This window comes from Microcoleus sp. CAWBG640, assembly GCF_020883015.1.
Classification (GTDB): Bacteria; Cyanobacteriota; Cyanobacteriia; order Cyanobacteriales; family Microcoleaceae; genus Microcoleus; species Microcoleus anatoxicus.
In genome coordinates, this window is record NZ_JAHRFC010000106.1 from 1 (window position 1) to 14,257 (window position 14,257).

At 43.6% G+C, this 14,257-nt stretch carries 13 protein-coding genes; 8 read left to right on the forward strand and 5 right to left on the reverse strand.

Features of this window, described 5'->3' with window-relative positions; genetic code table 11:
- Positions 1-163 precede the first annotated feature (163 nt).
- From AAFP11_RS27040 to AAFP11_RS27065, 6 genes are all read left to right on the forward strand, one after another.
- Positions 164-523 carry an HNH endonuclease gene (locus tag AAFP11_RS27040; RefSeq protein WP_341739807.1) on the forward strand — a complete coding sequence of 120 codons (360 nt, stop codon included), beginning with the start codon at positions 164-166 and terminating at the stop codon, positions 521-523.
- Between the two features lie 500 nt (positions 524-1,023).
- The gene (locus AAFP11_RS27045) at positions 1,024-2,682 is read left to right on the forward strand and encodes a hypothetical protein (protein ID WP_341739808.1); all 1,659 of its coding nucleotides are present in this window, start codon (positions 1,024-1,026) and stop codon (positions 2,680-2,682) included.
- Positions 2,675-3,187 carry a hypothetical protein gene (locus tag AAFP11_RS27050; RefSeq protein WP_341739809.1) on the forward strand — a complete coding sequence of 171 codons (513 nt, stop codon included), beginning with the start codon at positions 2,675-2,677 and terminating at the stop codon, positions 3,185-3,187. Before AAFP11_RS27045 ends, AAFP11_RS27050 begins: the two co-directional genes overlap by 8 nt.
- Positions 3,188-3,236: 49 nt before the next feature.
- Positions 3,237-4,034 carry a mobilization protein MobD-like protein gene (locus AAFP11_RS27055; RefSeq protein ID WP_341739810.1) on the forward strand — a complete coding sequence of 266 codons (798 nt, stop codon included), beginning with the start codon at positions 3,237-3,239 and terminating at the stop codon, positions 4,032-4,034.
- A 476-nt stretch (positions 4,035-4,510) separates the two neighbouring features.
- On the forward strand, positions 4,511-5,632 hold the full coding sequence (locus tag AAFP11_RS27060) for a DUF6753 family protein (protein WP_341739811.1): 1,122 nt from the start codon (positions 4,511-4,513) through the stop codon (positions 5,630-5,632).
- 58 nt (positions 5,633-5,690) lie between these two features.
- On the forward strand, positions 5,691-6,113 hold the full coding sequence (locus AAFP11_RS27065; protein ID WP_341739812.1) for a hypothetical protein: 423 nt from the start codon (positions 5,691-5,693) through the stop codon (positions 6,111-6,113).
- Here the strand turns inward: AAFP11_RS27065 and AAFP11_RS27070 are convergent.
- Positions 6,055-7,245 carry a hypothetical protein gene (locus AAFP11_RS27070; RefSeq protein ID WP_341739813.1) on the reverse strand — a complete coding sequence of 397 codons (1,191 nt, stop codon included), beginning with the start codon at positions 7,243-7,245 and terminating at the stop codon, positions 6,055-6,057. The genes AAFP11_RS27065 and AAFP11_RS27070 overlap by 59 nt on opposite strands.
- 169 nt (positions 7,246-7,414) lie before the next feature.
- On the opposite strand from AAFP11_RS27070, the gene AAFP11_RS27075 reads away from it, so the two are divergent.
- On the forward strand, positions 7,415-7,645 hold the full coding sequence (locus tag AAFP11_RS27075) for a hypothetical protein (protein WP_333279652.1): 231 nt from the start codon (positions 7,415-7,417) through the stop codon (positions 7,643-7,645).
- A gap of 134 nt (positions 7,646-7,779) precedes the next feature.
- Here the strand turns inward: AAFP11_RS27075 and AAFP11_RS27080 are convergent, their stop codons facing one another.
- From AAFP11_RS27080 to AAFP11_RS27090, 3 genes are all read right to left on the reverse strand, one after another.
- Positions 7,780-8,301, reverse strand: a complete 522-nt coding sequence (locus AAFP11_RS27080) for a hypothetical protein (RefSeq protein WP_341739814.1) — start codon at positions 8,299-8,301, stop codon at positions 7,780-7,782.
- A gap of 406 nt (positions 8,302-8,707) precedes the next feature.
- Complete coding sequence (locus tag AAFP11_RS27085) at positions 8,708-9,067, reverse strand: hypothetical protein (RefSeq protein ID WP_015179737.1); 360 nt, start codon at positions 9,065-9,067, stop codon at positions 8,708-8,710.
- A 284-nt stretch (positions 9,068-9,351) separates the two neighbouring features.
- Positions 9,352-10,071 carry a hypothetical protein gene (locus AAFP11_RS27090; RefSeq protein WP_341739815.1) on the reverse strand — a complete coding sequence of 240 codons (720 nt, stop codon included), beginning with the start codon at positions 10,069-10,071 and terminating at the stop codon, positions 9,352-9,354.
- A gap of 162 nt (positions 10,072-10,233) precedes the next feature.
- Between AAFP11_RS27090 and AAFP11_RS27095 the strand changes: the two genes are divergently transcribed.
- Positions 10,234-11,976, forward strand: a complete 1,743-nt coding sequence (locus tag AAFP11_RS27095) for an ATP-binding protein (RefSeq protein ID WP_341739816.1) — start codon at positions 10,234-10,236, stop codon at positions 11,974-11,976.
- 232 nt (positions 11,977-12,208) lie between these two features.
- Here the strand turns inward: AAFP11_RS27095 and AAFP11_RS27100 are convergent, their stop codons facing one another.
- A complete protein-coding gene (locus tag AAFP11_RS27100) occupies positions 12,209-14,059 on the reverse strand; it encodes a bifunctional 3'-5' exonuclease/DNA polymerase (protein ID WP_341739817.1) in 1,851 nt (616 codons plus the stop codon).
- Positions 14,060-14,257 lie beyond the last annotated feature (198 nt).

Sequence of the window (14,257 nt, forward strand, 5' to 3'; positions counted from 1 at the left end):
AACACTCTTTGAGTCTCGGATGGATGTTTTTCAAGATATTCTCGGAGCTGGCTCATGTTTTTTGAGGTAAAATTCCATTATAATTTAAGAGCGATCGGCAAACTATTTCTTTTTGGGAGATGTCTAGTGGAATGATAGAAGAACTGTTCCTCAATAATGAGCTATGCCTAAACCAAAGAGGTATCCCGACAATTGGCAAGAGATTGCGCTCTCGGTGAAAGAAAACGCGGGCTGGCGTTGTGCTAAGTGCCATCAACAATGCCTCCGATCCGGTAAACTCCGACCCGGTAAACAAAGCGGCTTAACCAAATCTGAACGGTGTGCTTTAACTTTAGCGGTGCACCACCGCAACAGAATACCGGAGGACAATCGCCCAGAAAACTTAATAGCCCTTTGTACTGCGTGTCATCTTTCTTACCACAACCGCGGGCAATCCAACGTCTCGCCTGGACAATTATCGCTGTTCCCCGATGATGGCATTGACTGGGATATGATGGATTGCTCTCTGGAATCGGCAATTTAAAATATCAAAGAATATTAAAGAATTAGCAGAACTGCTTCAACCCTTGCAGCAAAAAGATAAAAATCTGCACGGAACACGCACAGATTCTCACCAATACAAACTGAGGCCAACGCTTGCGGAAGCAGAGTTGCAGAGTTTCGAGCGGAAACATCAAATCAAGCTGCCCGAAGATTACCGTACCCAATTTATTTCTTTGAAGCTCCAGAAATCCCGGCTCAACTTGAGTTAAACGAAGACAGGATAGTTATTAAAATTAATCGTTTGCCTTTCATCTTAGCGTAACCTTGACATAGTTGCTCTTTGTAGGAAGCGCAAAGCAATCGGCACAAACCGAGATATTTTCCTTGAAAGGCAGTCTGTCCCCGCCATTTGGAGAAGGCAGTCTGTCCCCGTCATTTGGAGGGGGCTATTTAAACTATCCTAAATCACCATAATTGGTGAGGTCAGACTTAAATAGAAGCCAATACTATCATTTTATAACGTAATAAAATCCAGCGTTTATGAAGAAAAAACCATCAATACCAGATGCGATTCTGGCTATAGATTTTGGCGGCTTATCTACTAGAGTTTTCTGCCAAAGCTCGCAAGCAGGCAGTAAAGCAAGCTCCTTTGTAATGGAATCGCAGGTGGGGCCGGTGAGCCAAGACATAGCCAATTGTTTCACAAAACCTAACCTTGCATCGGCATCTCCCGAAAATATCGCTTGGGTGGCAATTGGTAATGAATGTCGAGCCGTTGGCTACCTGGCAGCAGCGCAATTCAATGCTCATATCGGTTTGGCAGGACTGAAGTACAGTAGCGCTTTGTACAAAGCTCTAGCAGCTTTGTGGGTGGTGTCGCGGAAGTTAGATTTAGGCAATCAATTCAGCGCTGCGATCTCCGTTTTCTTGCCCCCAGGCGAATTTAATGACTCCAAGCAATTTTTTGAGCTATTAAGTCAATACTCTGCTTCATTTGAAACACCCACCGGCAAGCTATCCGTCACCCTGGACAAAACCCAAGCTTTGCAAGAAGGCGGCGGCATTGCTTTGATCCACAACAGCAATTTAGGTTCAGCCTTCAAGCAGCGGGTAACTGCCTTTGTGATGGTAGGATTTCGCAATGCTTCGATAATAGTTTCGGCACGCGGTGCTGTCGGTAAAGGCAAAACTTCAGACTTAGGAATGGTAAAGTTGGTGGATCTAGTTCAAGAGCGAACCTCTAACTACGATGCTTCCCGTTTGGCTTTATCGATCGCTTCTTCAGGTGTAAGCTACAACCGCCCTTACTTTTACCGAATTGCTCGAAATCGAGAGGATGCAGCGAAAGATCGAGAAGTTGACCAATTGATTGAAGCAGTCAAGCTGTCTCGCTTTGACTACGCTCGAATGTTATCTCATTGGATTAATGAAGTGCTGCCGCCCGATTTAGATGAAATTGTATTTTGCGGGGGTACTTCTGAATATATGAAGCCCGAACTGCGAAATCAGTTTTCTCATTATTCACTGTCTTGGCACGCAGGTATAACAGTGCCAAAAACACTTGACCCTGATGGCTTAGGTTGTCGCATCGCTGATGTTTACGGACTATTTTCTTACTTCAAATCTCAGTTTGAGGTACTGAGGCAAAGGTCTGTTGCGGCAACTTCTCAGAGGGCAGAAGATACAACTTCCACTTCAGGAGATAGTCCAGTACCTCCGACTGATATACAGAGTGTTAAAGAATGTGCTGAACAATCTACCAAGCCAAAATCCGAGGAACCTACTCACCCAAAATCTGAACAACCTACTCACCCAAAATCCGAGCCACCTACTCAATTAAAAATTGAGCAATTTACTCACGCTAAATCCGAGCAATCTACTGAACAAAAAATTGAGGAATCTACTGAACAAAAGACTGAAGATATTACTGAACAAAAAATTGAAGAACCCGCTGAACAAAAAATTGAGGAACCCACTGAACAAAACACTGAAGATATTACTGAACAAAACAGTGAAATTTGCGCTCAACAAAAGGCTGATTCAAGTATAAAAGATAGCAGCTTAGATGCTTCTGATGAATTGAGTGATGAGTCGAATACAGAACCTTCATTAGAGGACTCTGAAGCAAACTTAGATGCAGCTCTCTTATTGGGAGGGCCCTACCGAGGTGCTGGAAAAAAGGTGAGGAATTATGCCTAGAAAACGCTACAAGGAATTTTTCTGGCGCTGTCAAGTTTTGCCAGATTCCGAAGACGCTATCTTGCTATCTTACCTGCAAAATCATCCTTTTTTTAGTTTCAAGGAAACGATTTTACCTCTAATCAAAGCGCGGTGGCTATTAGCAGCTTTACGCAATAGCGGTAATCATTCTAGTACAGACTTAGAGTATTTGAGGCGAGAAAGCATTAATTTTTTGCTCAGACAGATAGATGAAGTTTGCCGAGATGTGGGATTTAACTGTACCGAGTTAGGAGCAATTGCCCCTGGTATTTCTTCGGGTTTAATTCCTTTAGCTACTTTCTCTCACTTGTCGAATCCAGGTGCATCTATTGCTACGGAATTAACTACCACTGAGTGTTTAAAGCCAGCAAATTTATCCGAAGAAAAAGAACCAGAGGAATTTTCGGGAGAACTTGAGTTTGAAAACAGCGCATTTAACTTAGCTGGTTTCGATCCGGCAATGGTCGGGCCTAGCTTTAGTTAAAAATTATTAAGTCTTGAATAGACATCGACATCCAGCAAGGAGGAATGAAATGACTAACATGATTCACTTGGTTGACGGCGAGAAAGGTGGCGTTGGCAAGTCGATGCTAACTCGGATTCTGGTTGAATTCAATCAGAAGTATGAACTGCTGTACACGTTAATTGATGGTGATTTTCAAAATCCTGACGTGCAGCAGCGCTATCCTGAACACAATGCAAAAATCGTAGCTTTAGTTGAAGATGAAGAGAAGTTTTTCGAGATCGATATTATTTTTGAAACAGCAGTAGAAACTCCTGTGATTGTCAATTTACCAGCTCGGGTTTACAGCATTATCAACAAATGGATTGACGAAGCTAATTTAACCTCTCCTGATTTTAAAGAGCAGTCAGGAGTTGATGTATGCAAGTGGTTTATTTGCGGGGGTACGACGGACAGCATTGAAATGTTTATTGACTCTTTCAACTACTTTGAAGGTCAGCTCAATCACATTTTTGTCCGCAATTTTGGAGTTTGCAAAGATTGGTCGCACGTACAAAGCCATAAGGAAATGAACAAGCTCATTAATAATTACCGAATTCCTGTGGTAGATTTGCCGGCGCTGAGTGCAAGAGAGCGCAAGTTTATTGATACGAAGCGGTTGTCATTTTCTCAAGCAATGAAACACTCTGAATTTTTCTTGATTAGTCAGCAGCGATTGCATACTTTTCTGGAAGACTGTTTCCGTCTCATAGAAGATGTAGGTTTGTTTAACAACGCACCCAATCGCAATAAAAAAGAAGTTATCGGTGCCTACGAACGAAAAATAAATGAGGAAATGCAGATAGAAAATGAGCAGCCAAATGAGTAACAAAATAAGCAACAGGTTGTAAAGTCTCAGGAGGCTGTAATTTGTAAAAAAGGTATCGTAAGCTTTTAAGAATCTAAATTAAGGCTTACGCACAGACTCTACTGATAGGGTGTGCCGAAACCAGCCCGCTGGCTGAGTGCAATCAACGCAGTTGTGTTATCCCAAGCGTTGGATCTTAGCAATAAACGTTGTTTATTGCGTTTAAACTCTGAAAGTAAGAAGATTGATCGATCGCCCGCTACGAGATTTCCTGGGTTTCAAAAACTTCTTCACCATTCCTGAGCGGGTTGAGTGTACCAAAACGCATCTTACTACTACAGGTAGTGTCTAAACCGATAATTTGCGTCCAGGACTGTAAATTTTAGAGTCAATGCGTGATGAACTCGTTATGGGACGGACAAAATGTGAGCTCAGACTATAGAAGGCGCGATGCAGAACAGCATAAAGATTAGGATTTTGATTAGGTAGGAGGTTAAATGTCCGATCGACTTTTAGAAGAACTTTCCGAAGTTGACTCCTCAGAGTTTGGCGAGATATTGGAAACGCCAAGGGAACAGGGCAGACTTAATAATACCAAAAATAATTCCATACAATCCGCTGAAAATTCGCAAAGTTTGTCAGATTCTCCAGATACAGTCCCAGAAGATGCAGTAGAAGAAAAGTTGAAATCAAATGGGAGTAAGCTAAATGAAGAGGAGTTTTGGGAACTCATAGACGATGATTCGAGGGAAAGAGAAGCTCTGAACAGAGATCCTTTATCTGCCCCTCCCATGTACGAGAGAGATACTGAGTCACTAATCAGCCAGGTACTCAAGGGCAAAGACTCCAAATTTCGCTCTCACGTCATTCAGACAGCTTACCGATACGGCCTGAATAAAAATGACCCACTTTTTATCGTATTGCTGGCGACAGGTCAACTCGAACTGCTGCTAGAAAAAAAACCGCAAGAGATTGATCAGTTTTTTAAGAATTGGCAATCTAAATGGCAAGGTGATTTGAAAGATTCTCAAGCTGTCATCTCTCAAGAATTGGAACAAGTTCGCCAACTTACTGAAAATTGGGAAAAAGAAAGCAGGGAGTTTTTAGAACGGCAGGGAAAAGCGGCTGTTAAGGTGCAACATCGCCACATTTCTAACTCAGTTTACACCCTAGTGCGACAAGCAGCTTTAGAGAAAGTTGCTCATGATATTTGGTCGGTGATTTTTGGAAGCGGGGTAGTGTTAGGGGCAATGGCGATTGGCGCGTTTATCGGGTTAGCGCTGCCCCGGTTCATTCCAGCGCCTGAACTCGACCCAAAAGGGCCGCGCCAGCTCACTTTAGAACAAGCCGTAGCGCTCGAATGGGGGCTGAGCAAAGAGGGTCAGTTTGCTCGCAAGAACGCGGATACAATTCAGTGGGCAACCAGCAATGAAGGGAAATATGCTCGCCAATTTATGAGCTGGAATCAAGCTTTGTTGAGCGAGAAAGGTGGCAAAAAACTGTGTGAAACTGAGATAAATCGATTGGGGGTGACGCTGACAGTAGAAGGTAAACCTGCACAAAAAGGATTTTGTACTTTGTGGATTCGCTCCCCTCAAGAACGACAGTTTGTTCCTTGAGGGCAAATACTAAAGTCTTGAGTGGGATGTAAATAAGTTAGCTTAACAGGAGAAATCTATGATTGCCAATTTGAACAATCAGCCGTTACCTGACCAAAATCAGAAGCAAGTGCAGTCGCAAATATCGGGTGTTTTAGTTGCACTAAACGACCCATTCGATGAGATGGTTTGGGATTACTGTTTGAGTCAAACATACCCAATATCGGAACAGATTAAGATTGTACTGAGTGCTTTCTGGGGACCGTTTGCTGCCAAAAATGCTAGCAAGTCTCCTGAGCGAGTGCGAGCAATAGCTTGTTATTCACTGCAACAATTAGCAGCTCAACAAAAATTGATTGATTCAGTGTTTGAACTGTCAAGTGAATCAACTAAAATTTCCGAAGTTATTGCTGTTATCAAAAAGAAGAATAGTTGTGAGGCACTCAATCAAGTTTGTGTCTATCCTCAATCTGTTCTAAATACTGCAATTCGGTGGGAGTAAGAACCGTTGCTCTTTCTAACAAGTTCAGAATTTCGACTTCAAACGGATCTAGATTTCCTAATTGGTGAAGTCGGCCAGTGCGATCGCAAATTTCTTGAAGTCCCGGTTGATTTTCGAGCGGTATAGCAGTAAGAGTCGAGTGTTTGAAGGTGTATAACTGCATGGTAATGGTAGGGATGTGTCGCATCCACACAGTGGCAGTTTTCTCCCCGACTGACTGAATGCGGCCTAACCTGCCGTTAACGTCTTGGCGATCGGGCGCGTACACTTCCACCAAGGAACCAATTTTGAGCGTCAGGTGGTGGGCGATGGTAGGTTCACCTTCAGTTTTTACTTGTCGGTCGCGCCCCTGTAAAGTTTTGGCAACTTTAGTTGGGCGGCTCTTAACCTCAGCGGCTAAGGCAATAACTTCTTTTTTGGTCAGCCCCGCAGAGCGATTCAGTATTTTCCACTTCATATCCTCTCCTCCAATAGAACTGAGGGCATCCACAGCTCGAGTAAATTTGGCATCCCGGTAAATCGTTCGGGGGGAAGCTTTGAACCGTTCTCCCAACTCTCGTGCTGTTTTGTCTGTCAAGCTGCCATTTTGACAGCTTGCTCCCTCTGGCACTGTTTTGTCTGTCAAGTGGTCATTTTGACAGCTTGCTCCCTCTGGCACTGTTTTGTCTGTCAAGTGGTCATTTTGACAGCTTGCCGAACGCTTGCCCCCGTGAGATTGCTTGGTCAGCTCGTACCACGTGCCGCGCAGGTAACTAACAGATTCTGGTGTCAAGCTGCGCCGCCCGAGCTGGTTGGCGATCGTCCAAACCTTGACTGCGTTCCGGCTGTCGAAAGACATCTCTACAGTTTGGTAGGGGATGCTGTGCGCGGTACAAATAGAATACCTGTTGTAACCGTCGATGAGAAGCTTTTTTTCCGCCCAGACTACTAACGGGTCGCGGCATCCTACCTCCAGAATACTGGCTTGCAGGGCTGCTTTTTCGCCCTTACTTAGGGGAGGGATGAGGGATTGGAATTCAGAGTCTATCCGCAGTTCTTCCGCAACGGAGGAGGTGTACACACCAACACCCCCTGGCAAAACGATTAACGGTTGTTGCTCTTGATTGTCGGCTTCTGATTGCATTTGACGCATTCCTGACTCGCTTGTCTCATGCCAGTCGCGCCCGCGCTGACTATTGTACGCAGCTTATGGCTAGGCGCGGGCTGAATTTTCGTTTAATTATTCAACGATAACATAGCGACTGTCGAAAACCGTCAAGAAAATGCGAAAATAGTTGAAAAAGGGAAACGTTATCGACGCTATGCCACCTAGTAAAGGAATCCAGCCTCATCCCAACTCGTTAGCCAATCTCAACCGCTCAGGCGGACAACCTCGCTATGAAGAACCCAAGAAGCAAAGAAATATCCAGGTAACGTCGGTAGGGTGGGAAGGAATTCGCGCGATCGCGATCGAACGAGGATTGAGCCTCAACGAATTGATCGAACAGATTGGCAGGGGTCTGATTCCCCTTGGCGGTGAAAAAAGTAACTAATCGCCCGATATGGAAAGGGAGGTTGGATCAATAAAACTTTCTATCAATTCGTTACTAGAAGTTTTATTGAAATAAAGCACTAATTGGGTTTATTGAAATAAAGCACTAATTGGGTCGTTGATTCTCCGAGCATTCTAACTAGCTATCAAAATTTGCTCAATTAGGGAGACAATTTGCTGCGGTCGATGCTCAAAGTGCTTCTTAATTTGAAATTTTAACGAATCTGCTGGCACATCTTTTTTGTTAAGTTTAAGGCGAATATGCTCACTTCGTGGCAGAGTGGAATTAAGCGCTCGAATAACGGTACGGCATTGTCGAAGACTGAGGCTATCGACTTGAATGAAGGGTAAATTTAATGGGCCGGTATCGAGTTGAATATTAGAAGCAAATTCGGCTTTAACTTGTAGCGAAGAGGTGAGGCGCTGTTCTTCTGTGGGTTCTGGAGTTGCTGCACATTCGGCAACAGCAGGAAAGGAAGCAATTTCATTGAGAAGAGGCACAAAATCGGGGGCAAGTTCTGCTGAGAGTTTTTCAGAAGGATTCATTCGCTTCGATGCTAACAGCGTAGCGATATAGTGAACAATTAAGCCACCGTAACCAAAAATTACCACAATTTCAATTGTGAGGGTGAGAAAATGCTGAATACGTTCGTACATGATTATAATTTGCAAGTGGAACATCTCTCAAACGCGATCGCGTTTAATATCAAAGCCTTTTAACAAAAACAGTCATTTAATTTATTGCCAAACGGTTTTACGCTGACTTATTGAGCAACCTACATTCTCGGATAAAACCAATTAACCATAACTTACGCTTTGTAACTGTGTTGCAAAGCTTTGAGATTATTCGCCTTACTTGCGGAACCTTTGCTACGCTCGATGGTAAACTCCGTCAAGGGTTCAGAATGACATAATCAAGTTATTACTCCATAAGTGCTATTAACTAAATCCTTCTGAGAATGCGCTCATAAATGTCGCAAAGGGAACTGGTGCGGTGGGTGGGCGGGCAAATAAAATCCTGCTCTAAGCAGGATTTTATCCCTTTATCGGGGGTCGTCATTGATTACTTGACAAAATCATCAATCTCTTCATTATCGTCAGTTGCCTTTTTCTTATGAGAAGCTTTGACTGCCGATTCGATATAACGGAAGTGCAAGTCAATCACTGCTTGCTCAGATGAAAGCCAGTAAACGTTGCTCAAGATTTCTTCAAGCATCTCGTCAGCCGAGTAGCCTTCATATTGCTTGTTAAACCAAGTATTGAACGCTTCCCAGTCAAGAGCTTTACCTTTCTGCAACTGTCGCTGTTTGGCACGTCCCGTTAACTCGCGGGCAACGTGCAAAAACATCTCGAAGCGCTGTTCTTCAAGAGTTTCTGCAAATTGCTTTTGCATCGGAGTTGGAGCGGATTTGCGATTAGCCATGATTAACCCTCAAGCGTGTTTTTTCTTCACAACTAAAGCGACGGCAGTCTGCTAATTACAATTAATTCAAAAAAATTAGTGGGTGGGTGAGTGGGTAAAATTAAATTCACAACCAAGGTCCAATTTTTCTTGATTGTGAATTTGTTGGGTCTGCTTCCCAGAGCGTCCTGATTCGGACGGTGGCGACAATCATTACCCTGAATCGCAATTCGTGGAAAAGGCCTCGATAGAGGCAAAAAAATGCTCTGCTTTTTCAGCAGAGCATTCTAATCAAACTTTAGCGATTATTCGTCGTCTTCCTCAAATTCCTCGTCTTCGTCTAGACTAAAATCATCCTCCTCATCGTCATCCTCATCGCTTTCCTCATCTTCATCGTCATCATCGTCATCCTCATCAATTTCATCGAGTATGTCATCATCTTCATCGTCATCATCGTCATCCTCATCGAGTTCTTCAGTATCTTCTTCAGAGGATTTAGCTAACTCGTTGCGACGCTTTAAGCTTTGAGCATTGAACTCCATTAAATCGGCAATGGCAGCTTGTGGATTGTCAGCAATTGTATCGTAAAGTTGGCTCATCGCTAAAGCAACAACTTCGACATCATACTTGAGTTCATCGGGCCGGCCAACTAGCTTGGGAAACACAGTATTGTTCCACTCTTGCCAGTCGAACTTTTTACCATTGCCATTGCCGTTGCGCTTGTTCAACTGAGCTTGAATATCCAATCCCAGTTTTTCGCGAATTGCGTGGCCAACCTTTGTCGAAATACGGCTATCGCGACGCTGAATTGTCACACCGTACTTCTTATGAATTGTATTGCGAATCTGTTTGACTAGCTCGACAGCAAGTTGCTCGGAGCTGAGGTTAGGTTGAGGTTTTGATTTAGCTCCATTGTTACTGCCGACTGTTTGATTGTTCTGCTTTTCAGGCGGTTTTGATTTAGCAGGCACTGGTGACTGAGAGCGATTTGGAGTGGCTGCTGTTTGTTTTTTAGTTGTGGCCATGATTGACAATTTAACTTACATAACATCAATTTATGAGTGCCGTTAGGCACAATTACCCCCTCCAGTTGAGGGGGAGAATTTCGCTCATTAGCAGGAAGTTAAATTTTAATTACATTAGTTAAATTTTATGTTAAATCTCCTGTAAGTAGTGGTGTATAACGCATGAAGATTTTCAATAACTGGTCTAACTTAAGAGTTATTCAAACTCCCATTATTGCCCTCGAATATTACAGTGCCGATCGCCAAACAATCTTGTCATCATTTCATCAGTACGCTAATGAGTGTTGTTTACCTGTTTATTATTGGAATCCTGGCTATGCAACTCTTCAACAGGTGCAGTCAACTCTTCAACAGGTGCAGTCAACTCTTCAACAGGTGCAGTGTTTCGATAAACATCTCCCAAATTTAGGTTTTCACTCAAACATGACAAGCGTTTCCGATGCTTTTTCAGAGATGTATAATAATAGTGAATGCGTCCTCTGCAAAACTGAGCTATCTGTCGAAAGCGATGTCCTGCAATTTCTGCTGGAAAATGACTATCCCGGTATCTTTTTGTTAGAGGATATTTTGGAGTCAGGCAGTAGCGAACAGCCTCTTGTCCGCCGTTATTCTCAATTAGCTAACGCATTTTTTGAGCTGAAACGGCGTTCAGCCGAGCTGAAAGGGCGTTCAGCCGAACAATATTGGATACTTTTGGGCGAGTACATTCAATTGCCATCAAGGCTAAGTCCACTAATTCCTCTGCTAAAATGTCCGTTACCCGATCGCTTTGAAGTCGAAGTTCTTGTAGATAATTTTTGCGATCGCAATTGTTCCCTTGATTTTGGTTCAGATGCGGTAGCTACTAAAAAACGGCTGGCTGTTTCTAGTCTAGGGCTGCCAACTGCTGAAATTGAATTAGTGTTAGATCGCTCGCTATCGGTGACTACTTCAGTTGTCCATATCGCTGAGTTGGTATTAGAGCATAAGATATCGCAACTTCGAGACCAGGGGTTGGAGTTCATTGCTTCTCCAGACGTGCCTCATGCTGGCGGTTTAGATTTATTAGACGCTTATTTGAGCGAAGTCGTAAAGCTGTCAGAAGCTGATGCCAAGAAATATCATCTCAGACCTCCCAAAGGAATGCTGCTGTGGGGGCCACCGGGGACTGGCAAAAGTTTGAGTGCAAAGCTAGCTGCTAAGAAGCTAGGTTATGCGCTTTTAGCAGCTAGTTGGGGCAATATTCTAGGTTCCTCTAATCCCGATCGCGCTCTCAACAAAATGCTGGATACAGCCGATAATTTGGGCGGCTGCGTGCTGTTCTTTGACGATTTTGACAAGGGTTTTTCTGGCTGGGAATCAAATGCTGATGGCGGTGTAGCTAGGCGACTGTCGCAGAAATTGCTCACCTGGATGCAGGAACATGAGAGCCCCGTGTTAATGTTAGCTACTGTTAACCGCTTAGAAATGCTGCCGGCTGAACTTATCCGCAGATTTGACGACGGCGGAATTTGGTTTGTGGATTTGCCACACAGCGGCGCTCGCTATGAGATTTTCAATTTGCACTTAGCTAAGTATTTCCCAGAGCAGTTTGGGGAAGGAAAAGAGAACCTTTGGAGCGACAGGCAGTGGTATTCGCTACTATCTGATTATGCCGGAGCAACGAGTGCTGAAATTGCGATCGCAGTTAAACGCTGTGCTGAACGAGCCTATTGTGAAGGACGACCCGGTTCGATTGAATTGGCCCATTTGCGTTATCAGAGAACTCAGTTTGTGCTGTCGTCTGAGCGTTCTTCTGAAGATATCCAGGGGATTCGCAACAAAGCGTCCTTTGCTCGACCTGCTTCTGGGGGCGATCGATCTAAATTTGCGGCGGGAGAGCAAGAATTATTCGAGTATCAGCCACCTGCTTACGATAAAACTTGAGTGCATGATAAACCAATACGGTTTATTTAACGCTCTCCGACAAATTTTATCTCATGATTTTATGGGACATACAGGTATTTTTTGGATATCAAATTGTTCTTATTGATAAAGAATCGTGCCGCGACTGTTAGGGAAGTGAGGAATGGGGAGTGGTGAGGAAGTGGAATTTTCACAGCAATGCCTGCGGTGCGGTTTCTCCCCTCCCCACTCCCAATCTTTCTCCGTTAATCTCTTACCCTCCCCAACTTTCCATGACCTTAATTTCTACCTCGCAAGGAATCGGAGAGAGAAATTTATTCCCGGCTCTCACCATACATTTTTTAAGCAAGGCTTTAACTGCCGTCACTTCTTCAAGAGGACACTCTATTAAAATTTCATCGTGAACCACACAAATCAGTTTAGCATCCGTGCAGCTTAGAGGTGAAAAAATGAGAGCAAGAGCGAGTTTAGTAATGTCAGCGCTCATCCCTTGAATTGGGTTATTTAGCATTTCGTTAAGCAGCAGTTTAGTATCTTTTGACCATAATCTCCTTCTGCCTAAGACTGTGCGACTTTCTCGGATACCTCGGCTCCAGGCCTTCCGAACTTTGGCGTGAAATTGTTTGATACCTGTATAGGATTCAAAGAACTTCTTGCGAAAGTGTGAAGCTTGTTGCAGCGTTAAAATGACTCCATGCTCTGCTTGAGCCATATTCTTAAATTTCTGTGCTCCCATGCCATAAATTAAACCGAAGTTAATAATTTTGCCGAGCTGTCTGTCTTCGAGAGTAATTTCAGATAAGGGTTTTGCTAGCACCAAGGAAGCTGTGAGAGAGTGCAAATCTTCCCCTTTGGAGTAAGCTTTGACCATCGTGCGATCGCCGGAAACCTTCGCCATGATCCGCAGTTCAATCTGGCTGTAATCGGCTTTGAGCAGGACGTAACCGGGTGGAGCTTTAAAACACTGTCGGGTTTCCTGATCTCTGGGGATATTCGTTAAATTTGGCTCTCGACAACTAAACCGTCCTGATCTAGCACCAATCTGAAACCAATTGGGATGAAGGCGCTCTGTAATCGGGTGAATGCGTTCAGGTAAACCCAGAGTAAAAGTATCGATACGAGCCGATAAACTGCGGTATTGTAACAGTGCTTGAATAACGGGATACTCGCCTTGCAAAGGAATTAAATGTTGAGAGCTAGTGGAAGTAACAGGAATACCTTTTTCTTGCAAAGCCGCTAAGACTTGCTTGGGAGAGCGAGGATTAATTGTATCCGTAAATTCTGGCAGCAGAGAGATTTGTTGGTGAGGGTTAGGTCGATGGAGTTGCGAATTAATTTGTTTTAAAAGAGAGTCGCGTTGATAACAGAGCTTCACTCCCAAAACTCTCCACTGTTCTCTATCTAAAAGCATTCCGTTGAGTTCCATAGAAGCCACCGCAGGCAGACAGGAAAACTCTAGCAAAGCAGTTTTCCAAAGCTTAGAAGCTTTCAATTTTTGTTCGAGAACAGCAGCCAGCGGGAGTAAAATTGCAGCATCGGTAGCAGCATATTGCAGTTGAGCGAGTGTTAAGTTTCCTGACCAATCGCTAACTTGCTGCGTTTTGTCTAGATTTACTTTGAGCAAATTCTCAGTGACAGCCTCTAAGGACAGATACCGTTTTAGTCCAGCCGTCAGCACTCGGTAAGCCAAATAGGTATCGAAAAAGGGTTTGGATGGTTCCAGTCCGGCAAAAGCGAGCATTTGCCATTCAAATTTGAGGTTGTGACCTACCTTCAGTGCAGGACTGGCTAGGAGCAAGCGTAATGGTTCGAGGGAACTCGGTTCAATTGCCCATAAATCTACAATGATTACTGGATGGTCAGGAATGGCAAGTTGTAACAATCTAATTTTGGCTTTGTAGGGGTCAAGCCCTGTTGTTTCGCAGTCTATACCGATGATTTTTGCTTGTTGGAATGGTTGAAGGGCTGTTTCAAGATTGAAAGCAGTATCGATCAGTTGGTAAGGAGTTTTAAGTTGCAAATGAGCTGTTTGAAGTTTATTGGGGGTCAAAAGAGTTGGGATGGCGGTTGATATTTTCTGCTTGTTTAGCGGATTAGGTTTCATAATTACTTCTGTTCATGAAAATAGTGAAAAAATTGGGAAAATATTGCTTAGATTTAAATTTAAAAATTATGATAAGTAGTCGGACATAAATAAACAACGCTGTGTAAAGAAAAATTAAATAGGTAAGAAGAAAGCACCTCCTCATAGATCAAAAACCAAACTATTCGGAATGGAAACGATATCTTTGTACTTCATAAC

Bases quoted from the DNA above. Each gene is read 5' to 3' on its own strand.
- AAFP11_RS27040 (WP_341739807.1), top strand. From the start codon at position 164: ATGCCTAAACCAAAGAGGTATCCCGACAATTGGCAAGAGATTGCGCTC.
- AAFP11_RS27045 (WP_341739808.1), top strand. From the start codon at position 1,024: ATGAAGAAAAAACCATCAATACCAGATGCGATTCTGGCTATAGATTTT.
- AAFP11_RS27050 (WP_341739809.1), top strand. From the start codon at position 2,675: ATGCCTAGAAAACGCTACAAGGAATTTTTCTGGCGCTGTCAAGTTTTG.
- AAFP11_RS27055 (WP_341739810.1), top strand. From the start codon at position 3,237: ATGACTAACATGATTCACTTGGTTGACGGCGAGAAAGGTGGCGTTGGC.
- AAFP11_RS27060 (WP_341739811.1), top strand. From the start codon at position 4,511: ATGTCCGATCGACTTTTAGAAGAACTTTCCGAAGTTGACTCCTCAGAG.
- AAFP11_RS27065 (WP_341739812.1), top strand. From the start codon at position 5,691: ATGATTGCCAATTTGAACAATCAGCCGTTACCTGACCAAAATCAGAAG.
- AAFP11_RS27070 (WP_341739813.1), bottom strand. From the start codon at position 7,245: ATGCGTCAAATGCAATCAGAAGCCGACAATCAAGAGCAACAACCGTTA.
- AAFP11_RS27075 (WP_333279652.1), top strand. From the start codon at position 7,415: ATGCCACCTAGTAAAGGAATCCAGCCTCATCCCAACTCGTTAGCCAAT.
- AAFP11_RS27080 (WP_341739814.1), bottom strand. From the start codon at position 8,301: ATGTACGAACGTATTCAGCATTTTCTCACCCTCACAATTGAAATTGTG.
- AAFP11_RS27085 (WP_015179737.1), bottom strand. From the start codon at position 9,067: ATGGCTAATCGCAAATCCGCTCCAACTCCGATGCAAAAGCAATTTGCA.
- AAFP11_RS27090 (WP_341739815.1), bottom strand. From the start codon at position 10,071: ATGGCCACAACTAAAAAACAAACAGCAGCCACTCCAAATCGCTCTCAG.
- AAFP11_RS27095 (WP_341739816.1), top strand. From the start codon at position 10,234: ATGAAGATTTTCAATAACTGGTCTAACTTAAGAGTTATTCAAACTCCC.
- AAFP11_RS27100 (WP_341739817.1), bottom strand. From the start codon at position 14,059: ATGAAACCTAATCCGCTAAACAAGCAGAAAATATCAACCGCCATCCCA.